This is a genomic window from Deinococcus betulae, from assembly GCF_020166395.1.
GTDB lineage: Bacteria > Deinococcota > Deinococci > Deinococcales > Deinococcaceae > Deinococcus > Deinococcus betulae.
Genome location: NZ_JAIQXU010000012.1, coordinates 65,714 through 85,833, shown reverse-complemented (window position 1 = coordinate 85,833; position 20,120 = coordinate 65,714). Strand labels below are relative to the sequence as shown.

Sequence of the window (20,120 nt, the reverse complement as noted above, 5' to 3'; positions counted from 1 at the left end):
CACCCCAGCCCTGGCCATGCTCTACAGTCGCGGCTATGTCTGCTGCCCCTCCGCGTTCTCTTCTCTTGCGCGCGGCGCTGCGTGCGGGCCTGGGCGGTGCGCAGCACGGCGGGCACCCCGGCGACCCCCGCGTGGGGCTGGCGGTACCGGTGGCCTCGGGCGCCGACCTGACACTGTCCCTGACCACCCTGGCCCACGCGGGGGTCCACGCCACCTTGCTGCTCTCGCCTGCCCTGGCCTTCCGGGCGCCCGACGCGGTACGGGCTGCCGCAAACCAGCACGAGATTGGCGGCCTGGGCGACCCGGCGGGCCTGAGTGGGCTGGAGGTGACGGCCGGCCGCCCAGTCACGCTGTGGGCCACACCCGAGCGGCTGCGCGGCCTGAGCGCACTAAGCCGGCAGCACCTGCACGCCCTCCCCGTCTCTGCTCCGCGGGCTGCCCCTGGAGCCCTGCTTCAGGTGGCCCCAGCAGAGCTGGCGGCGGCCCTCACCCACCTGAAGGCCCTGGGCTACCAGCCTGTCCCGGTGCGCGACGTGCCGGACCTGCGCCCTGGGCAGCCGCGCGACCTGCTTCAGTGGGTCTACACCCGGCTGGTCGAGGACCGTTTTGCACGCCAGCACGCGGTCATTGACCTGGCCCTGCGCGCCGACGCCGTGATGCGGGTGGCGGCCCTGGACCATGCCCCACCGCCGCTGCCCCTGCCGCCCCAGACCCCCACCGCCGAACTGCACCTGCACTCGCCGCGCATCGTGGGCCTGGCGGCCCGCAGCGCCCTGGTGGCCTACCGCGCCTACCGCCGCAGCCTGAAGGACGTGGCCCACGCCCTACAGACCCGCCCCGAGCTGGCGGACGCGCAGGCGGTCTTTGCGGTGACGCTGTTTCACGGCCCGTTGGCGCAGGCGGGCTTTGAGCTGCTGGACCTGCCGCCCCTGCGCGCCCGCTGGTACGGCCTGGGCTTCCGGCTGCTGCGTGCAGCCTACGGCACCCGCCGCGCCCCCAGTGAAGGTGAGCCCAAGATGGCCTGGCTCTCCAGAGAGGCGTTCCTGAGGCTGCACGGGTAAGTGTCAGAGGGTGATGAGGTCAGGCTTTAAATGGTCGGTGCGGTTGAGCCAGTGTAGAAGGGCCGACCCAGGTGCCACCGTCCCGAGTTCCAGCCTGACCGTGGCGGTATTGTTCAGGCGGAAGCTGAGCTGTTCACCTCTTGCCGCTGGCAGGCCCAGCAACTCGGCCAGCAAGAACGGAGCGAAATCGTGGTGGGTGATGAGGGCCAGCACATCAGCTTCTCCAGCGGCGCGCCGTAAGTCGGTAGCCACCTGGGCCGCGCGCTGGGCAAAATGCCCGTGATCCCACGGTTCCGCGCCGCCGCTCCAAGGCTGACCTTCCAGAGCAGCTGGCCACCGCAGCGCGGGGCAGTCGGTCTGCAGCGAGGCGTGGTCTCGCCCCAAAACCGGCGTGAATCCGCCAGCAGGCCCGGTGGTTAGACCGCCACACTCGTAGGCGTGTTCCAGGCCCTGCACTTCCAGCCCCAGCGCCTCAGCCAGCGGCGCAGCTGTCTGCACGGCGCGGGTGGTCAGGCTGGTGTACAGGTGCGTGATGCGGGCGCACCAGGGGTCCTGCGCCGCCCACGCAGCCAGGCGACGCGCCTGCTCATGGCCCACCGCCGTCAATGGCGGGTCGGGCAGGCGCCCCTGGAGGTCACCGCCTGTCTGCTCCCGGTGGTTGTTGCTGGACTGGCCATGACGAATGAGGAGGAGCTGCACTGGGGGAGGCTAACAGAGCGGCGCCCAGCGAACGGCCTCGGGTGCAGGGTGGCCCCACTTACCCCGGCAGGGTAAACGTGAGCGTTGTTCCCTCGCCTGGCCTGCTGTCCACGTCCAGGGTGCCGCCCGTGAGGGTCACGCGCTCACGCAGGCCGATCAGGCCCAGGTGCCCGGCCTCGGCGCGGGCCTGGGCCTGGCCCGCCGTGAACCCCTGGCCGTCGTCGGTGATGGCCAAACGCACCAGCGCGCCCTCAAACAGCACGCGGATGGCGGCGGTATGGGCGCGGGCGTGCTTGTCCACGTTGTTCAGGGCCTCCTGCGCCAGCCGGAACAGCGTCAGTTCGGTGGCAGGGCTCAGGCGGCGCTCGGGGCCGCTGACTTCCAGGCGGGTCGGCGTGGCGGCCGCCGAAGCCAGCCATTCCAGCGCGGGCAGCAGCCCCAGGTCGTCCAGCACGCTGGGCCGCAGATTGCGGGCAAAGCGGCGCACCCCGTCAATGGCAGCGTTGAGGTCCTGCTGAATGTCGTCGGCGCGGGCGCGCTGCTCGCCGCTCAGGTCGCGGGCCAGCCGGGCCACGCGGCGGGTGGTGGCGGTCAGCACCTGCGCCGTGTCGTCGTGCAGCTCGCGGCTAATGCGGCGCCGCTCTTCTTCCTGCGCCTGGGTGAACAGGGTCAGGAAGGCGCGCATCTCGACCGTGCGGCTGGCGGCGGCTTCCAGGGCCTGCCCGCGCCGGGCAATCTCATCGGCCAGCGTCTGCAACTCCGAGAGGTCGCGGCTGACAGTCAGGACCCCGCGCCCGCCGTCCACCGAACTCAGACGCACCTCCAGGCGGTACGACCCCACCTGAATGTCGGCGCGGCTGCCCCCCGGCTGGGTGCGGGCCGCGCGCCAGGCCCCCTCCAGGGCGGGGCGGGTGTCGGGGGTGGGCAGAGTCAGGAAACTGGCGCCGTCCAGTGGCCCGGTCAGCGGCTCTAACAGCGCGCGCGCCGCCGGGTTGGCGTAGGTCATCACGCCCCGGTCATCCGTCGAGACGATCAGGTCGTGGGCGCCCTCGGCCAGCTGGCGGTAACGGGCTTCCTCGCGCGCCAGGGCGGAGAGCAGCCGCTCTCTGGTCAGGGTCTGGGCAATCTGTTCGGCAATGCTGCGCGCCAGCAGCAACAGGTGCTCGCCGGGTGGGTCCGTGCCGGGGTCATCCAGATACAGAAACCCCAGGAGTGGCGGCCCGGCGGAACCCGCGCTCCCCGGCGGCAGCGGCCCCAGCAGCGGTACCACCAGCGCGCTGCCCGCCACTGGCAGGGTATGGCGGCGGGTCAGGGCGCGCGGCCCCCGGCCCAGTTGCGCGGCCAGCGCCACCAGATCGGCGGGCGTGGGCACATGCAGGTTGTAGGTCGCGCAGCGCGTGAACTCGCCTCCCTCATCGGTCAGCGCAATCAGCCCGCGCGTGGCGTTCAGGGCGTGGGTGGCCAGGCGGGCCGTGTCGCCCAGCGCGGCGTCACTCTGGTTCTCGCCCAGCACCCGCGCCACGCTCAGCAGGGCCGCCGCCTCGTTCTCGCGGCGCAGTTCTTCCTCGTACAGGCGGGCGTTTTCAATGGCCAGGCCCGCCTGTGAAGCGAACACGGCGGCCAGCGCGAGGTCGTCGCCGTCCAGCGGTAAGGCCGCTTCCCAGTACAGGGTCAGGGCGCCGAACACGCCTGCGCGGGTGGTCAGGGGCAGGCTCAGCACGCCCCGGTAGGGGTAGCGGCCGCTGGCCAGCAGTTGCCGGGTGTAGCGGCTGCTGCCCCCCAGGTGTTCGGTGTTCAGGTCGCGGGCGGCCACCGGCGCACACTCGGCAATCGCGCGGCCCGTGACGCCCACGCCCACCTTGGCGCGCACCCGCAACATGTACTCGCTGGGCAGCCCCAGCGCACTGCGGATGTTCACGGTGCGGCCGTCCGGCTGGCGCTCGTAGACGGCGGCGGCGTCGGCCCGGAACAGGGTCACGGCGCGTTCCAGCACCCGTTCCAGAGTCTCGGTCAGGTGGAGGCTGCCCGCCAGCGCGGCCCCGGCCTCCCGCAGCGCCTCGGCGGCCTCGCGCTTGCGGGTTTCGATGCCGTACAGGCGGGCGTTGTCAATGGCCAGGGACGCCTGTTCAGCCAGCGCCAGCACCAGCCGGGCGTCGTCCTCGCTGGCGCTGGCGCCGGGGGCGCTGGTGTCCACGTACAGCAGCCCCAGCGCCTGCCCCCGCGCCGATAGAGGCGCAATCACAGCTGCCCCTGGGTTCAGTTCGGCCAGGCCGCGCGCCAGTGGCGTATGCGCGTCGCGGCTGCGTTCAAAACGGATGGCCTCGCCCCGGCCCACCAATGCCTCAAAAGTCACCGGCCCCACGCCGATCCCACCGCTAAACGGCTCGGCAAACCCGTAGGTAAAGACCTCGCCAGTTCGCGCGCCGCTGTCGCGCAATTCGCTGAACAGCGCCACGAAAGCGCGGCGGAAGCCCAGCGCCAGCGCGGCACTCTGGGCGGTCACGGTCAGCACCTCGGCCAGGTTCAGGCTGCCGCCCAGGCGGCGCACCAGGCCTTCCACGGTCTCGGCAATGCGGCCGTGACCGCGCCGGGCTTCCCGCGCCTGCACCCCCTCCACGGCCAGGGCCAGCAGAGGCGAGGCCCCCAGCAGTGCCTGCACCCCCTCCGGCGCCGCCCCCACAAACTCCAGCACCCCGCAGCCAAACGGGAGGGCGCACAGCATGCCTTCTTCCTGCAGGGCGCCCACCGTCAGGGCGGCCTGGGCCAGCTCACCGTTACTTAAGCCCAGGCCGCGCCCTTCCTCGGCCACCGGGGTCAGGGCGCCGCCCGTCACCACCCAGACCCGCACCCCGTGGGCGTGGGTGACCCGGCAGGCGTAGGCGGCCAGCCCCTCGCCAAACTGGGCGGTGCTGGCGGCGGCCGACAGCGTCGGCGGAAAAGGGGGCAGGGCAGGGGCAGGTGCCAGGCGGACAGGCGGGCCAGCTGCCGCGCCCTCCCCCGCCTCTGCTGCGTCGCCCCGCCAGTCTGTCATCTCAGTTCCTGCCCTTCTGGACTGTTCAAGCGCCTCAAGTTACAGCCAGCTGCCCACCACGCTTTTCGCCCTTTCTCTGGTCCACTCCCTACTGTCCCTTACAGATTCTTGGGGTCAATCCAGCCGCGCTTGATGCCGTACAGCACAGCCTCGGTGCGGCTGCCCACGCCCAGCTTGGAAAAAATGTTGGCCAGATGGACCTGCACGGTGCGGGGGCTGATGTCCAGGTCGCGGGCAATCTCCTTGTTGGTGCGCCCGGTGGCCGCCACGCGCAGCACCTCCAGCTCACGCGGCGAGAGGTCATCCTCGGGGGGCGTGGGGGTGGTGTGGGTCGAAAAGCGTTCCAGCACCTTGCGGGCCACGCTGGGGTGCAGGGCGCTTTCGCCAGCCGCCACGGCGCGCACGGCGCCCAGCAGGTCGTCCTCGCTGGCGTTTTTCAGTAGGTAACCTGCGGCCCCCGCTTCAAGCAGGGCAAAGACGTACGCGTCGTCGTCATAGCTGGTCAGCACCAGCACGCCCACACCCGGCTGAATGGCCTTGATGGCCTTGGTGGCGTCAATCCCATTCATGCCGGGCATGGACACGTCCATCAGAATCACGTCGGGGGTCAGGTCGCGCGCCTTGACGATGGCTTCCTCGCCGCTGCCGGCCTCGCCTACCACCCGCAGGTCGCTTTCGCTCTCCAGCAGCTCGCGCGTGCCCTTGCGCACAACCGGGTGGTCATCCACCAGCAGCAGCGTGATGGGGCGGGCAGAAGCCTCCAGGGTGTGTTCGTCCAGCATGGCCGCAGCATAGCCCGGCGCCAAGACAAACGCGCCAACCCCCACCCAGGAGATTGACGCGTGGCGCTGTGAGGTCCAGCCCTCAGCTCTTGCTGAGGTTCTTCCAGAGGGTGCCGGTGATGAAGGCGCTCAATGGGTTGAAGGTGGCCTCGCCCGCCCCTTGCAGGTTGTCGCGGTGCACGAAGACCGTGGGGTTGCTGGGCATGATGATGTACAGCGCCTGCTCCTGGGCACGGGCCGCAATCTGCGAGTACAGGTCGTTGCGGCGGTCCGTATCGGTGGTGGCGCGGGCCTCATTAATCCAGCCGTCAATCTGGGCGTCGCCCGCCCCGATGCGGGGGTTGTAGTACCCCTCCGAGGCATAGAAGGTATGCACGAAGTTGTCAGGGTCGGCGTAGTCGGGCGCCCAGGCGGTGGGCATCATGGCCTCGGTGCCGGCAGTGCCCGACTTGATCATCTCGCTCCACTCTTTGGCCGTGAGGTTGACCTTGAACTTGGGGTTCAGGGCTTCAATGTTGGTTTTCAGCAGTTCCATCGCCGTCTGGTTGGCGGTGCTACCCGCGCGGTAGGACGCATTGAGGATAAAGCCGTTTTCCCACACCTGGCCGCCCCAGGCGCGCTGGAAGGCCGCGCGGGCGATTTCGGGGTCAAAGCTGGCCGTTTCCACCGAGCCGTCGTAGCCCGGGAAGGTTTCGGGCAGCAGGAAGTTGCGGGCCTCGCCTTTACCGGTTTGCACCTGCTCAATGTACTTGGGCACGTCGAAGGCGGCCACGAAGCCCCGGCGCACGTCGGCGTCACTGAAGAAATTGGCGGGGATGCCCTGACCATCCAGCTTGCCGCTGCCCAGCGCGCCGCCCTTCTTAATGTTCTGGTTCAGGCTGATGCCCGCAGCGGTGGTGTCCGCCAGGTCATCCACGACGACCACGCCGTCCTGATCACGCAGCTGCTCTTCGATGATCGCGCGGCCGCCCGTTTCAATCAGGTCGGCGTCTCCGGCCAGGAAGGCCTGAATCCGCGGGGCCGATTCGGGCACCTTCTGAATCAGCACGTTTTTCAGCTTCGGCGCCTCGCCCCAGTAGTCTTCAAAGGCGGTGGCGGTCACGGCGGTGGCCGAGCGCTCAACCAGTTTGTAGGCGCCCGTGCCGCTGGGCTTCTGCGACAGGGGACTGCCGGCCAGGTCCTTGCCGACCGCGTCTTTCCAGGTGGCCTCGGTGCCGTCCCACTCGCCAATCTCGGCCGCGTGCTTGCTGTCCACAATGCTCTGGCCCACGTAAGCCAGCTTGGCCAGGAAGGCCGGGTCGGTCTTGGGCAGCGTGAAGACCAGGGTCTGGTCGTCGCAGCGCACAGCGTCCGTGATGCGCTGCCAGGTGATGCTCTTGTCGTCGTTGGCGTTGGCGCCGGTGCCCAGCAGCGACTCGGCGATAAACCAGTTGCCGCTGTCGGCCGTGTTGGTCACGAGGTTGCGGCGGAAGCTGTATTCCGCGTCGGCGCAGGTCATGTCGTTGCCGCTGTGAAACTTCACGCCTTCACGCAGGGTAAAGCGGTATTCGCGCCCGCCGTTCTCCTCTTTCCATTCGGTGGCGAGCTGGGGCGCCAGTTCGCTGATGCTGCTGCCGTCGTAGGTCAGCAGCGTCTCGTACAGGTTCTCGACAATCTGGCCGCTGGCGGTGTCGTAGGTGGTGCCGGGGTCCAGGGTGGGGATGTCGGCCGATTCCTGCACGACCAGCGTATCGGCCGTGCCGTTTCCAGCGTTGCCGCTGCGGTTGTTGCAAGCGGCCAGGGTCAAGGCCAAGGTGGCAAGCGCCGCAGCGCCCAGGGGACGGGTGTACTTCATGGAAACTCCTTCACCGCGTGGCCGTCTGGGCCAGCGGCGTGTTCAGGGCAAGTGCATCTGGGTGCTGCTCCGCAGAAATGAGGCAGCAGAGCATGACTGTTTATGCTAGGGCGCTCAAGTGAGAACTTTTGTCCTGAACACTGAAGACGGTTCGGGGGGAAGTGGGGGGTTGACACCTGCAACTTGAAAGGTGGCTGGGCAGTATTAAGCTGGGGCTCCTGGCTGTGAGCACCTGCCCGAAAATGGGGGGCGACCCACAGCCACCCCCCTCAGCCGCCGGGTAAGGTGGCGGGATGACTGCACCTTTGTCTTCCTCTTACCTGTTGCGCGGCACGGCGGCCGGCGGCACCCTGCGCCTGGTCGGCATGGACTCGGCGCGCATCGTCGAAGACGCCCGGCTGCGCCACGGCCTGAGCAAAACGGCCACCGCCGCCCTGGGCCGCACCCTGACCGCCAGCGCCCTGCTGGCCGTGGTGCTGGGCAAAAAGACCGACAGCCGCGTGACGGTGCGTGTGGAAGGCGGCGGCCCGGTGGGCTGGATTGTGGCCGAGGGCAGCGTGGACGGGCGGGTGCGCGGCTACGTGCGCCAGCCAGGGGCCGACCTGCCGCTGCGGGAAAGCGACGGCAAGCTGGACGTGCGCGGCATTGTGGGCATGGACGGCGAACTGGCCGTGACCCGCCTGCTGGACAACGGGGAACCATACACCGGCAGCGCGCAGCTGGTCAGCGGCGAGATTGCCGAAGATGTCAGCACCTATCTGGGCGTGTCCGAACAGATTCCCAATGCGGTGCTGCTGGGGGTCTACGAGCAGGGCGAGCAGGTGGCGTTTGCCGGCGGGCTGCTGGTGCAGGCCATGCCCGGCGTGACCGACGAAACGCTGGCCCGCCTGGAAGCGAACATCCGCGCTCTGGGCCAGATCACCGATAGCCTGCGCCGGGGAGGTCTGCTGGACACCATCCAGCGCGTCACCGATGGACTGGACGTGCAGTTGGCCCCCGAAGCCCAGCCGGCCCGTTTTGAGTGCCGCTGCTCGCGCCAGAAGGCCGCCGACAGCCTGAAATTCTTTAGCGCCGCCGAGCGTCAGGAGATGATTGAGGCGGGCGGCCAGGAGATCGTGTGCCACTGGTGCGGCGAGCATTATCAGCTGACCCCAGAGGAAATCGAGGCGCTGGATCAGGGCGGTGTTCATGCCCGCGCCTGAGGGCAGCTTTGCCAAGAGGCTTTAGACGGATTCCGTCCAGCTCTGAAACATCCGGTGGTTTCTTGGATGTTCTGTGCTTGTGGCGCTTCGGAAGGCCACTTCCAGGAACTCCGTCTCCTCTGCCTCTCTGCTAGACCTTTTAGTTAGACCTGGCTTCTGCTCTAGGCTATGCGCTAGATGGCCCCCGATCCTCTTGTGGTGCAGCGCGCCCTGACCTCTGACCCCGCCGACCTGCAAGCCGCGTGGCTCTCCCCGGTGCGGGCGGCGGGGCTGGGCGGCGCCTTGCGCGCGCGGCTGCCGCAGGGGCATCCCTGGCGCGCGGCGCTGCGGCCCGACGCGCTGGCCCTGGGTGTTCGTCACGCCCGGATTCGTGCGGCGGTGCGCGGCCTGGTGGCGGTGTGGGCGGCGGCCGGCATTCCGGCGCTGCTGTTCAAGGGCTTTGCCCTGAGCGAGTTTGAGTACGCCACACCCAGCGAGCGCTTTTACGGCGATGTGGACGTATTGCTGCCCCCCGACGAGGCGACGGTGACGCGCGCTGTTCACCTGGCCCTGGCGCGCGGTTGGCGCAGCGACGGTCAGCACGCCTGGCCAGAGAACTGGACCCACGAAAGCGCACACCTGTACAGCCCAGACGGCCAGGTGCGGCTGGACATTCACCGCTTCGTGCTGTCCACCGCGTATGTGCCGGTCAGCCGCAGCGTTCAGCTGACCACGGGGCTGTGGCAGCGGGCGCGGGCGGTGGACTGGGAAGGCGTGCCGGTGCTGCGCCCGTCGCCAGCCGACGAACTAGTCCTGACGCTGGCCCTGGGCCGGTGCTGGGGCGGCGACCTGGGCGGGCTGAAACCGGCGGATTACCTGGACCTGGCGTGCCTGCTGCCGCATGGTCCCAGCGAAGAGACGCTAACAGCGCACGCGGCCCAGCTGGGCGCGGCGCACACCTGGGCCGCCTTTCGCCGCCTGTGCGACCCGGCCCACCGCAAGTTAGAGCTACGCCCTGCCCGGACCCGCGCCGAAGTGGTGCCCGCTGCCGCCCGTGACGGCGTGCAGTCCCGGCCCCACCCGTGGCGCAAGGTTAGCCGGGCCTGGACCCTGGCACCTCACCTGGCCGCCGCCCTGCCGGATGTGCTGCGGGCTGCTGCCGCCATGCGGCGCGGCGGCGACCCCCGCAGCCACCTGGCCAGGTGGACCCCGCCTGTTACGGTGCAGACGCGGCTGCACGGGCCTCGGTTGGACGGCCCAGTCAGCGCGGCTCGGCTGCTGACCCACTGGCTGCACCCCCGGCAACGGCGGGACGGGGTATGCGTGCCCCGCGCTTACGCCACCTATCAGGCGCTGCGGCGCCTGGGGCACCCGGCAGTGTTTGTCAGCGGCGTGGCCCGCAGCGGCGCAGGCGTGACAGGCCACGCCTGGATTGAGGACGACCGGGGCACCCTGGAACTCTACGGTGAACCGTTTAACCGCCAGCATTTTCAGGTGCTGTTCGAGACCCCGGCCTTTCCAGAGCGCACGCCTGAACGTTAATGCCCCAGAGATGAGCTAGAGGCATTCTTGCGCCAATCTAGAGCCCGTTGTGCGCCCGCTCGCTTAATGTCGGCAGCAGGGCATGGAGGTCAGCAGCAGACTTCTCCTGGCTACGGCCCTAACCACCCTCACGCTCGTCCACGAGTTCGGCCACCACGTCCAGCACTTCTTCCCGCGTGACAGCACGCAGGGGCAGGCGCAGGAGCCGCTGGACCGCCGCTGCCGCCGCCTGCTGTGCGGCCGAGGTCAGCGGCACGCCTGTGGCCTCCCAGGCCAGGCGCACCCGCGCAGCGGGACCCAGGTCGCCGGTATGGCCCAGCAGCAACAGGGCAAGCAGCAGCCCGCCTTCTCCAGTCGTCGGCAAGGGCAGCACGCGCTTGCCTTTGATGTCACGCGTTAGCGGCCCGCCCAGCAGATGCGGGGCAAACTGGACCAGGCTGTCGTCAAAGGCACGCAGCACCCGGTCCAGCCCAGTAACCTCGCCCGCTGGCCCCCACCACGCCCGGTCCTCGGCTATCACGGGGCGCCCGGCAGCCAGCAGGCGCAGACAGGCAGTGCTTTTGCCAGCCCCACTGGGGCCACTGATGGCCACTGCCCCGGCGGGCCCGGCCACCACCGCGGCGTGCAGAGGCAGCCAGCCAGCCGCGCGGTGCGCTTCGGTCAGGGCCACGGCCCACAGGTCCTGCCCCGCCCCGTCTTCGGTCACAGTGATCTGGGTGGCTGTGCCCACGCGCACATGAAGACGGTCCTCCAGCCAGACCTCAGCGCCGGCCACCTGGGCCTGCACTGTCCAGTCGGGCAACACGACGGGCTGCACGCGGGCTCCTGCTGGTACGGGCGGCAGCGGCCCCACCTCTATCTGAATCTGCCGCGTGGCGCTGGCCAGCGCCAGCGGCCTACTGGCCCAGTCGTGCCGCAGCGCGCTGACCCAGCCCTCGGGGACGGCGGGCGAGCAGTGAACCTGCGCGCCCAGCGAGGCCCATATCCGCAGAGGCGGAGCCGAAGACGGCCGCACTTCAGCCCTGCCGGATCAGGTCGCGCGCCTGCAAGGCAACCAGCACCGCCTGCACGTCGGCCTGGGCCTGGCCAGCATCCAGCGCAAAGGTGCGCGTCAGCAGATCGGCCAACTCGGCCTCGGTGGCGGGCAGGGCCTGCCACAGCAGGCGGCCCGACGCATTCAGGCTGAACATCTCGCCCTGTCCCGCGTGCATCAGCACCAGTTCATCCTCTAAATCCGTTACCAGTACGCCGTCGGCCACCTGCCACATGCCGCTCAGGGTAAGGCCTGAGGCGACTGAAGACGCCACATGAGGCGCGTGTACCTGACCGGCAGGGCAGCACCTGAGCGCACAACTGCTGTTCCCTGCGCCAGTTCTGCCTGCTTAACAAAAGCTGACATCTTTCGCCTATATTTGCGCTCGTCTCATTTTCATATCAATGTCACCAGACAGATTTCACCCCTGTAGGTCAAGGAGTTTCGTGCAGCAACGTGCCCCTGAAGTTTCGCCTGTCGCCTCTGCCCCCGCTTACACTCCGCCGCAGGTCACCGCCCTGGGCGCCTGGGAAGCTGTGACCCTAGTGGGGTCTGTTCCCTTTAACGGCATGCCTGGTTTGCCGCTGCCCGGAGGCGAGTATGAAAACCGCTAACGCCCTGCTGCTGGCTGGCCTGCTGGCTCTGAGCGCCTGTAGCGCGCCGACCGCCGTGACGCCGCCCACCGCCCCCGCGCCTGTCACAACCACCAAGCCCAATCCCGCCAGGAGCTTTGGCCTGTACGAACTGCGCGTCAATGGCCTCAGCGGCCAGGGCCAGGCCAGCGTGCACCGCGCCGGCTCCGCCCTGGACACCCAGGCCGCCGAGATTCCTTTCGAGCAGCTCAGCTTTACCCGCACCAACATGGTGAATCTGGTGGACGAGGTGAACAAGGTCGTTCACATGACCGCCACCTTTAGCGTGACCAACAACACCGGCAGCGCCATTACCCTGCCCACCTTTATTCCGGTGGATACGGACGGCAGCTACGCCACCGACGGAAGCAGCGCGTTCCGCATGGTCAAGACCCGCACCGGCGCGCCCGTGAGCGCCGCCGGCATGGCCGTGGAAGTCGCGCACACCAACTCGGGCGGCACCATTGCGCCCGACCCCACTGCCACGCCGTTCCTGACCAACCTGGACAGCGCTGGCGTGACCCTGAACCTGCCCACCGACACCACCGCCCCCAACATCAGCCACCGGGGCTGGCAGAGCGCCAGCCTGGCGGCCGGGGCCTCCCAGCTGGTCACCTTTGCCGCGCGCGTGCCGCTGCAGGGCACCCAGATCAGCGACGCCGACCCCTTCAGCTTCAACCTGGTCTTTGCGGTGGCCGATAACCCCGGCACCGTGGCAGGCCTGCGCGGCATCTACGAGGTGCAGGGCAGCACGCCCAGTGGGAACGTGGCCACGCCACTGTCAGGGCAGGCTGTGACGGTGGAAGGCGTGGTCACGTCGGTCAACACAGCGAGCGGTACGGGGTCCTTGCAAGGCTTCTTCATTCAGGAAGAAGTGGTGGACAGCGACGGGATCAACACCACCAGTGACGGCGTGTTCGTCTACTGCGCGACCACCTGCCCCGCCGATCTGGCCGTAGGTGAGCGGGTGCGGGTGACTGGCACCGCCAGCGAATTCTCTACAGCCACTCAGATTGGTGGCACCCTGACCGTCACCCGTTTGGGCACTGGCGCGCCCCTGCCCGACACCCAAGCGCTGACGCTGCCTCTACCCTTTGCCCAGCGTGAGCAATACGAAGGGATGCGCGTCACGGTTTCGGGGAAAGTCACCAACAACTTTCCTCTGGGCCGTTTTGGCAGCTTTGATATCGCTGACGCCCGAATTACCAATTTCACGCAGCTGAATGCGCCCAACGCAGCGGCCAACGCGGCCTATCAGGTCGCCGCCAAGGACCGCTACATCCGCATTGACGACGGTACCCGTGCTCAGAACCCTGATCCTGAAATCTTTGCGCGTGGCGGGCAGCCCCTGAGTGCAGCCAACACCCTGCGCGGCGGCGACACCGTCACGGCCACTGGCGTGCTGACCTTCAGCAACGACGGCGCGAACGCTGGCTCAGGCGGCAGCCTCGACACCTACCGCATTCACGCGACGCAGGCGGGCGTGCAGATTACGGACACCAACCCCCGTCAGAACGCGCCGGACAACGTGCTGACCACTGCGCCAACGAACGGCCAGGTCGGCCTGCGCGTGGGCAGCATGAACGTGCTGAACTACTTCACGACCCTGCTGACCAGCAACAGCGGCTGCACCCCCAACGGCACCGGCAGCATCTCGCGCGGGGCCAACGACTGCGACGAATTTACGCGTCAACAGACCAAGATCGTCAAGGCGATTCTGGGGCTGAATACCGATGTGCTGGGCATTCTGGAAGCGCAGAACGACTTTGATAAGGGCGCCAACAGCTCGGTGGCCTTGCTGGTCAATGCTCTCAATGCTGAAGCAGGCGCAGGCACCTACGCTTACATCAACCCCGGCCGCAATATCGGCACCGACGCCATCAGCGTCGCCATGATTTATAAGGCGGCGGCCGTGGAGGCTGTGGGCACACTGGCTATTCTGGACAACACGTTCAGTGCCACTTACGCCGATACTTGCAACCGTCCTACCTGGGCACAAACTTTCCAGAGTAAGGCCAACGGCGGGCGCTTTACCGCCGTCATGATGCACCTGAAGAGTAAGGGCAGCGCCTGCGCCGCCACCAGCGACGCCGACACTGGCGATGGCCAGGGCAACGGCTATATTGCCCGCCGCAACGCCGCGACGGCGCTGGTCAACTGGTTGGCCACCAATCCCACGGGCGTAACTGAAGACGACCGCATCCTGCTGGGCGACTACAACGCCTACGCGCAGGAAGAACCACTCACCATCCTGGCTAGCGGCGGGTACGCCAACCTCTTTGAGAACAACGTCTACTCGTATCAGTTTGACGGCCAGTGGGGCAGCCTGGACCAGGCCACTGCTTCAGCCAGCATGACGTCGCAGGTGGTTGGCAAGACCAAGTGGCACATCAACGCCGACGAGCCCATCGTTCTGGACTACAACAAGGAGTTCAAGACGCCTGGGCAGGTCAATAGCTTCTACAGCGCTGATCCCTTCCGGAGCAGTGACCACGACCCCATCTTGGTGGGCCTGAACCTGAACGCACAGGCGCCCATCAACCCACCTGGGCAGACGACCAGCATCAGCCTCACCCCTGCCAGCAGCACGGTCAGCGTGACGGCCGGCGCCAGCACCACGAACACCATCAATGTCAGCCGCACGAACTTTACGGGCAGCGTCACCCTGGGGGTAGACAGCGTGACGGGCACCGGGACAGCCCCTGTGGTGACCGTGACCACCCAGCCTGACGCAGGCAACAGCGGCACCCTGAGCGTCAATGCCACAGGCGCAACCGCCGGCACCTACACGGTGACGGTGCGCGGCACGGGTACAGGCGTAAGCGACACGACGGCGACGTTTACGGTGTCCGTCAACAGTGTCACGACGAACGCAGGTGTCTTTTTCAGTGAATATGTTGAGGGCACATCCAACAACAAGGCCATTGAGATTTACAACGGCAGTGGCCAGACCATTCCAGCCAACCAGGTGGTCGTGAACCTTTACAGCAACGGGGCAACCACTGTGGGGAACACCTACACCATCGCCGTTCCGCTGAATCCTGGGCAGACGTTCGTTATCACCAACGCCAGCGCTGGGACTGCGCTGGCCGCCAAATCTAATGCCACCAGCAACGTGACCAATTTCAATGGAGATGACGCCCTCTCCCTGGTGCTCAACGGCACCGTTGTCGACACGTTCGGCCAAATCGGAAATGATCCTGGATCGGCCTGGACAGGTGGCAGCCTGAGCACACTTGACCGCACTCTCCGCCGGAAGACCAACATAACCACAGGCGACGTCAACGGCAGCGACGCCTTTGACCCTTCCGTAGAATGGGATGGTTTCCCCATTGACACGTTTGACGGGCTCGGGAGCCGCTAAGCAAAGATTTTCCCTCGCCGCCCCCTCCCCTGGGGGCGGTTTTTTCATCCCAACTGTTCCAGCCAGCCATGCCCCGGCTGCGTTTGTTCCAGAACCACACGCAGCCACGTCCGCCCCTCTACACTCAGGGTAGGCCACACACGCTCAAAATCCGCCTGGTCTTTCGCCCGCACCTCACGGCCCGGCGCCCCCGCCTTGAACAGCAGCGCGGCCTCAGGGGCCAGGTACGGCAGGCCAGCTGGGGTCAGGCGGCGGGCCTGGCCCAGCGGCAGCGTGATACGCGGGTCGCGTCGGTAGTGCCACAGGCCGTCACTCAGGTCCGTCAGCAGCACGTCCAGCATCAGCACACCGCTCAGGCAGGGATGCCGGGCATGGAACTGATGCTGGGGCGGCTGCAGGGGACCGGTCTGCGGCTGGTACATGCCGTCCACCGGCACATCCAGCCGCCAGCCTTCTAGCAGCGGCAGGAGTTCACATTGCGCCCCCATATCGACCACCACATCCACGTCGTCATGGGGCCGGGTCACCTCGCCCAGATGCAGGTCCAGCGCCACGCCTGCCGCGAACATCCACGGCGTGTTCAGAGGCGCCAGCAGCGCTGCCACTTGCTGCACCACGCGCTGCCCCGTGGTGCGGGCATACAGGGCCAGGGCCGAAGGAGCCAGCGCCTGGTCAGCGGCCACGCGAGCCGCACGCCCAAAGACTTCGCGGTACGTCTGGGCAGCCGCCGGGTCGGCCCGCAATAGGGCCAGCAGCGCCGCCTGCTCGGCGCGCCAGCTGGTGCTGTGGCCGCACACCACCAGGCGCCAGCCCCCCGGATGGGTCCAGACGCCCGGACCCGCCCGCCCATAGCCCAGCGTGGTCAGCACCTGTGCCTGGGCCGCTGTGGGCACCTCGGGCAGCAGGTCCAGATGCACCTCGGGCATGTCCAGGTCCGCCAGGGTAGGGACCGCGCCGGGACCACCCTGGGCCAGATGAAAGACGCCCTCGGTCCGGTCCCGCTCCAAAAAATCCCCCAGCGCGGCGCGCAGGGTGCGGGCCGCTTCTTTCAGATCAGCCATCCCTAAAGCAGACCACACCGGGGCTTCAGGTCGCCTGCGCCATCTGACGGATAATGGCCCCCATGAAGGGCAGAGGCGTTGGCATCGTGCTGGTACTGATTGGGCTGGGTCTGGGCGCGACCTTCTTGCGCGACCAGGTGCCGCTCGGAGGCGCGCAGACGGCCCCGCAGCCCCAGAGCGCCACCACCCCGGCCCAGGAAGCGGCCGCGAAGTTACAGAACGAACAGAACACCATCGACGTGGTGGCCCGTTTCGAGCCGGGCCTGGTGTTTATCAGCACCGAGGACGTGGTGGCGCAGGACCCCTTCATGATGATGATGGGCGGCGAACAGGACGAGGTGCGGCAGGGCCTGGGCAGCGGCTTCTTTGTCAATCAGGCCGGCGACATCCTGACCAACTACCATGTCGTGGCCGATGAGTCAGGGCAAGGCGCCGCCGACCGCATCACCGTGCGGGTTATGGACCAGGACACCAGCGTGGAAGCCGAGGTCATTGGGCTGGCCCCACAGTACGACTTGGCCCTGATTCGGGCGCCGAAGCTGGCCAGGAGTCTTATCCGCCCTATTCCGCTGGGCGACAGCGCCGCGCTGCGCCCCGGCCAGAAGGCCATTGCTATGGGCGCACCTTTCGGCCTGGATTTCAGCGTGACCGAGGGCATCGTGAGCAGCACCGAGCGCCAGATTCCCATCGGCTTTTCGGCCAGCGGCGGCCAGGGCATCACGCAAAAGGCCATTCAGACCGACGCCGCCATCAACCCTGGCAACAGCGGCGGGCCACTGCTGGACAGCGGCGGGCGCGTCATTGGCATCAACACCCAGATCTATTCGCCCAGCGGGCAAAGTACGGGGGTGGGCCAGAGCGCCGGTGTGGGCTTCGCCATTCCGATCAACACCGCCAGGAGCCTGCTGCCGCGCCTGCAAGCCGCCAGCGGCGGCACGGTGTACGCGCCGGTCATCGGGGTCAGGGCGGGCCTGCTGGTGCAAAGTCGCCAGGGCGAGCTGCCCGTGGGCCTGAGCGTCCTGTCCTCGTCCGGCAAGCGGCAGCTGAAGCTCCCCGAGCGCGGCCTGGTGGTGGGCGAGGTCGAACCGAACAGCCCCGCCGCCCGCGCAGGCCTGCGGGCGGGCACCCAGCCGCAGCGCTTTCCAGGCGGCGCCGTGGTGCTGGGCGGCGACGTCATCACGGCGGTAGACGGTCAGACGGTGGACGCCATTGAAGACCTGCAGGCGGCCCTGATTGACAAGGCGCAGGGCGACACCGTGACCCTGACAGTGGTGCGCGGCGAGGAGAAGCGCGAGGTCGGGCTGACCCTAGACGCCTCGTCGTTTCAGACGCAGGAGCCGTGACCGAGGCGGCCCAGCGGGTCTGGGCACAGCTGAGACCAGAGGACCGCGCCTGGCTGTCCACGCTGGCCGCTCAGGCGGGCTCAGCGGGCGTGGCCCTGGTTGGCGGGGCGGTGCGCGACGCCCTGCTGGGCCGCTCGCCGCTGGACCTGGATGTGGTCGTGCCGGACGGCGAGGTGGCGGCGCTGGCCCACGCTTCGGGCCTGCCCTTCGTTCACCATCCAGCCTTTGACAACGCCACCCTGACCCTGCCGGGTGGACGCGCCGCCGACCTTGTGCGCGCGCGGCGGGAGACCTACCCGGTGCCGGGCGGCAATCCGGTGCCGCAGCCCGGCTCTCTGGAGGACGACCTGCGGCGGCGCGACTTCAGCGTGAACGCCCTGGCCCTGCGGGTGCGGGCGGACGCAGCGCCCACCCTGCTGGACGCAACTGGAGGCCTAGAGGACTTGGATGCGGGGGTGCTGCGGCCCCTGCACCTCCACTCCTTCCATGAAGACGCCAGCCGCCTGGTGCGTGGGGCGCGGCTGGGTGCCCGGCTGGGTCTGAGCGCCCACCCCGAGCTGCTCTTGCAAGTGCCCGCTGCCCTGGCGGTGGCCGGGCAGACCCCGCGCTTATGGGCTGAGCTGAACCTCTTATTCCACGAACCCCGGCCAGGTCGGGCGGCGGCCCTGCTGCGGGAGTGGGGCGCAGGCGCCCTGCTGCCCGACCCAGCCCTGCTGCTGGCGCTGGACGCCCAGCAGGATGAGGGGGCCACAGTCTCTCCGCAAGTCTACGCGGCGGCCCTCCTTCACGCAGCCCCCGACCCGGCAGCGCTGGCAACCCGGCTGGGCCTGGGCGACCGGCCTGGCCTGCTGCTGGCCCGCGCGCTGGGCGACACCTTTTACCCGGCCGGCACCCCCGAACGCCGACTGCGCGCGCTGCTGCGCCCAGACGCCTACGAGGGCCTGACCGGCAAGGATGTGCTGGCGCTGGGCGTGCCGCCGGGCCGGGCTGTGGGCGAGGCGCTGGCGCACCTGGCCGCCGGGCGCCGCGCCGGGCAACTGCGCAGCGCCGAGGATGAACGCGCCGCCCTCCGGGCCTTTGTGGCGCAGCAGGCCCAGACCAACCCCCTACACTGAGGGTCTATGGGTCTTCTGTCTTTGCTGAGCGAAAATCCGCTGGCGTTTGTGGTGGTGGCGCTGGCGCTGGTGCTGTCTCTGGCCTTTCACGAATTTGCCCACGCCTGGGCCGCCGACCGGCTGGGCGACCCCACGCCCCGGCGCTACGGGCGCGTGACCCTGAATCCCATCAAGCACCTGGACCCCTTTGGCACGCTGCTGCTGCTGTTCGTGGGCTTTGGCTTTGCCCGTCCAGTGCCCATCAACCCGAACAACCTGGGGCGCTGGGGCACGCTGTGGGTGTCGGCGGCCGGCCCCCTGAGCAACGTCCTGATTGCGGTGGTGTGCGCCGTGCTCCTCAAACTGCTGCCCCTGACCTCGCTCACCCTTCTGATTCTGATGACCGTCCTGAGCATCAATATCGTGCTGGCGGTCTTTAATCTGATTCCCATTCCGCTGCTGGACGGCAGCCGCATTCTGGGCGCCCTGGTGCCGTCGCTGGGCCGCAGCCTGGCGCAGTTTGAAGCCCAGCCGTTTAGCTTCGTGCTGGTCATGGTCTTTATCTTTCTGTTCAGCGGGCAAATTGGCGGGATCATCCGCACGGTGCAGGGCTGGGTCGTGGGCCTGATTGGCATTTAGCTGAACTGAACAGCAGAGGAGGCCAGAGGGGGTGCCCCTGGCCTCCTCTCTTTTGTTGCTGCCTACCCCAGCTGAAACATCATGGCGACGTGGGCGGCGGTGCCAGCCAGAACAAACAAGTGCCAGATTTCGTGAAAGCCAAACACGCCAGGGCGCGGGTTCCAGCGCTTGGTGCCGTAAATGACGGCGCCCAGGGAATACATCACTCCGCCCACCGCCAGCCAGGCCAGCGCGCCGGCACTGAGGCCGCGCGCCAGTTGCGGCAGGAACAGCACCGCCAGCCACCCCATTCCCAGATACAGGGCGGTGCTGACCCAGCGCGGCAGCCGCATGGTCACCAGCTTCAGCACGACGCCACTCAGGGCAATGCCCCAGATCAGCCATAGCACCGCGCCCTGCCACACCCCGTCCAGGCCGTAGTAGGCGACAGGGGTGTAGCTCCCGGCAATCAGCAGAAAGATGCCTGCATGGTCCAGTTTGCGCAGCCACACCAGCCCGCGTTCGCCTGGCCGGAAGGAATGGTAACTGGCACTGGCCGCGTACAGCGCCACCATGCTGACGCTAAAGACCACGAACGGCCACAGCGCCAGCCCACGCGAATGCGCCCAGGCCAGCAGCGGCCCTAGCACCAGCAGCGCAGCCAGCGCGCCGCCCCAGTGGGTCAGGGCGTTGACAGGTTCACGGGGGGCACGGAGCAGGCGGTTCACCCCCACAGGCTACGCCCCAGCGCTGACGGGGGTCTGTTCCGGGAACACGGTGCAAACCAGGAAAAGGGCAGAGAGCGCACATGTGACCGATGAAGCTGCGCCGCAGGCACCAGGGCA

The 20,120-nt window shown here is 68.2% G+C and carries 15 protein-coding genes; 7 read left to right on the top strand and 8 right to left on the bottom strand.

Annotation, left to right across the window (positions count from 1 at the left end; translation table 11 throughout):
• Positions 1-35: 35 nt before the first annotated feature.
• The gene (locus K7W42_RS10840; protein WP_224574579.1) at positions 36-1,061 is read left to right on the top strand and encodes a YkoP family protein; all 1,026 of its coding nucleotides are present in this window, start codon (positions 36-38) and stop codon (positions 1,059-1,061) included.
• 3 nt (positions 1,062-1,064) lie between these two features.
• Here the strand turns inward: K7W42_RS10840 and K7W42_RS10835 are convergent, their stop codons facing one another.
• The 4 genes from K7W42_RS10835 to K7W42_RS10820 form a co-directional block, all read right to left on the bottom strand.
• A complete protein-coding gene (locus K7W42_RS10835; RefSeq protein ID WP_224574577.1) occupies positions 1,065-1,760 on the bottom strand; it encodes a histidine phosphatase family protein in 696 nt (231 codons plus the stop codon).
• Between the two features lie 58 nt (positions 1,761-1,818).
• Entirely contained in the window at positions 1,819-4,791 is a 2,973-nt protein-coding gene (locus tag K7W42_RS10830; protein ID WP_224574575.1) for a GAF domain-containing sensor histidine kinase, read from the bottom strand.
• A gap of 98 nt (positions 4,792-4,889) precedes the next feature.
• The gene (locus tag K7W42_RS10825) at positions 4,890-5,573 is read right to left on the bottom strand and encodes a response regulator (RefSeq protein WP_224574573.1); all 684 of its coding nucleotides are present in this window, start codon (positions 5,571-5,573) and stop codon (positions 4,890-4,892) included.
• Between the two features lie 82 nt (positions 5,574-5,655).
• Positions 5,656-7,407, bottom strand: a complete 1,752-nt coding sequence (locus tag K7W42_RS10820) for an ABC transporter substrate-binding protein (RefSeq protein WP_224574571.1) — start codon at positions 7,405-7,407, stop codon at positions 5,656-5,658.
• 293 nt (positions 7,408-7,700) lie between these two features.
• On the opposite strand from K7W42_RS10820, the gene hslO reads away from it, so the two are divergent.
• The gene (gene hslO, locus K7W42_RS10815) at positions 7,701-8,609 is read left to right on the top strand and encodes an Hsp33 family molecular chaperone HslO (RefSeq protein ID WP_224574569.1); all 909 of its coding nucleotides are present in this window, start codon (positions 7,701-7,703) and stop codon (positions 8,607-8,609) included.
• A 177-nt stretch (positions 8,610-8,786) separates the two neighbouring features.
• The gene (locus K7W42_RS10810; RefSeq protein ID WP_224574568.1) at positions 8,787-10,130 is read left to right on the top strand and encodes a lasso peptide biosynthesis B2 protein; all 1,344 of its coding nucleotides are present in this window, start codon (positions 8,787-8,789) and stop codon (positions 10,128-10,130) included.
• A gap of 118 nt (positions 10,131-10,248) precedes the next feature.
• Here K7W42_RS10810 and K7W42_RS10805 read toward each other — a convergent pair whose 3' ends face one another.
• Together K7W42_RS10805 and K7W42_RS10800 are read right to left on the bottom strand one after the other, a co-directional pair.
• Positions 10,249-11,145 carry a hypothetical protein gene (locus K7W42_RS10805; RefSeq protein WP_224574566.1) on the bottom strand — a complete coding sequence of 299 codons (897 nt, stop codon included), beginning with the start codon at positions 11,143-11,145 and terminating at the stop codon, positions 10,249-10,251.
• A gap of 1 nt (position 11,146) precedes the next feature.
• Complete coding sequence (locus tag K7W42_RS10800) at positions 11,147-11,398, bottom strand: PqqD family protein (RefSeq protein ID WP_224574564.1); 252 nt, start codon at positions 11,396-11,398, stop codon at positions 11,147-11,149.
• A 365-nt stretch (positions 11,399-11,763) separates the two neighbouring features.
• Here K7W42_RS10800 and K7W42_RS10795 point away from each other — a divergent pair, with 365 nt between their 5' ends.
• Complete coding sequence (locus tag K7W42_RS10795; RefSeq protein ID WP_224574561.1) at positions 11,764-15,159, top strand: ExeM/NucH family extracellular endonuclease; 3,396 nt, start codon at positions 11,764-11,766, stop codon at positions 15,157-15,159.
• Between the two features lie 44 nt (positions 15,160-15,203).
• On the opposite strand, the gene K7W42_RS10790 is transcribed toward K7W42_RS10795, so the two are convergent.
• Positions 15,204-16,220 carry a nucleotidyltransferase domain-containing protein gene (locus K7W42_RS10790; protein ID WP_224574559.1) on the bottom strand — a complete coding sequence of 339 codons (1,017 nt, stop codon included), beginning with the start codon at positions 16,218-16,220 and terminating at the stop codon, positions 15,204-15,206.
• Positions 16,221-16,282: 62 nt separating this feature from the next.
• Here K7W42_RS10790 and K7W42_RS10785 point away from each other — a divergent pair, with 62 nt between their 5' ends.
• From K7W42_RS10785 to K7W42_RS10775, 3 genes are read left to right on the top strand one after another with little or no spacing between them, the layout of a single operon-like run.
• Positions 16,283-17,563, top strand: a complete 1,281-nt coding sequence (locus K7W42_RS10785; RefSeq protein ID WP_224574557.1) for a S1C family serine protease — start codon at positions 16,283-16,285, stop codon at positions 17,561-17,563.
• Positions 17,560-18,678: a tRNA nucleotidyltransferase/poly(A) polymerase family protein gene (locus tag K7W42_RS10780; RefSeq protein ID WP_224574554.1), complete on the top strand. Its 1,119-nt coding sequence runs from the start codon at positions 17,560-17,562 to the stop codon at positions 18,676-18,678. The genes K7W42_RS10785 and K7W42_RS10780 overlap by 4 nt, the downstream gene beginning before the upstream one ends.
• Positions 18,679-18,684: 6 nt before the next feature.
• Positions 18,685-19,296: a site-2 protease family protein gene (locus K7W42_RS10775; protein WP_157458749.1), complete on the top strand. Its 612-nt coding sequence runs from the start codon at positions 18,685-18,687 to the stop codon at positions 19,294-19,296.
• A gap of 62 nt (positions 19,297-19,358) precedes the next feature.
• Here the strand turns inward: K7W42_RS10775 and trhA are convergent, their stop codons facing one another.
• Positions 19,359-20,003 carry a PAQR family membrane homeostasis protein TrhA gene (gene trhA / locus K7W42_RS10770; protein ID WP_224574552.1) on the bottom strand — a complete coding sequence of 215 codons (645 nt, stop codon included), beginning with the start codon at positions 20,001-20,003 and terminating at the stop codon, positions 19,359-19,361.
• Positions 20,004-20,120: the final 117 nt, after the last annotated feature.

Bases quoted from the DNA above. Each gene is read 5' to 3' on its own strand.
- K7W42_RS10840 (WP_224574579.1), top strand. From the start codon at position 36: ATGTCTGCTGCCCCTCCGCGTTCTCTTCTCTTGCGCGCGGCGCTGCGT.
- K7W42_RS10820 (WP_224574571.1), bottom strand. From the start codon at position 7,407: ATGAAGTACACCCGTCCCCTGGGCGCTGCGGCGCTTGCCACCTTGGCC.
- hslO (WP_224574569.1), top strand. From the start codon at position 7,701: ATGACTGCACCTTTGTCTTCCTCTTACCTGTTGCGCGGCACGGCGGCC.
- K7W42_RS10775 (WP_157458749.1), top strand. From the start codon at position 18,685: ATGGGTCTTCTGTCTTTGCTGAGCGAAAATCCGCTGGCGTTTGTGGTG.
- K7W42_RS10825 (WP_224574573.1), bottom strand. From the start codon at position 5,573: ATGCTGGACGAACACACCCTGGAGGCTTCTGCCCGCCCCATCACGCTG.
- K7W42_RS10790 (WP_224574559.1), bottom strand. From the start codon at position 16,220: ATGGCTGATCTGAAAGAAGCGGCCCGCACCCTGCGCGCCGCGCTGGGG.
- K7W42_RS10795 (WP_224574561.1), top strand. From the start codon at position 11,764: ATGAAAACCGCTAACGCCCTGCTGCTGGCTGGCCTGCTGGCTCTGAGC.
- K7W42_RS10785 (WP_224574557.1), top strand. From the start codon at position 16,283: ATGAAGGGCAGAGGCGTTGGCATCGTGCTGGTACTGATTGGGCTGGGT.
- K7W42_RS10830 (WP_224574575.1), bottom strand. From the start codon at position 4,791: ATGACAGACTGGCGGGGCGACGCAGCAGAGGCGGGGGAGGGCGCGGCA.
- K7W42_RS10810 (WP_224574568.1), top strand. From the start codon at position 8,787: ATGGCCCCCGATCCTCTTGTGGTGCAGCGCGCCCTGACCTCTGACCCC.
- K7W42_RS10800 (WP_224574564.1), bottom strand. From the start codon at position 11,398: ATGTGGCAGGTGGCCGACGGCGTACTGGTAACGGATTTAGAGGATGAA.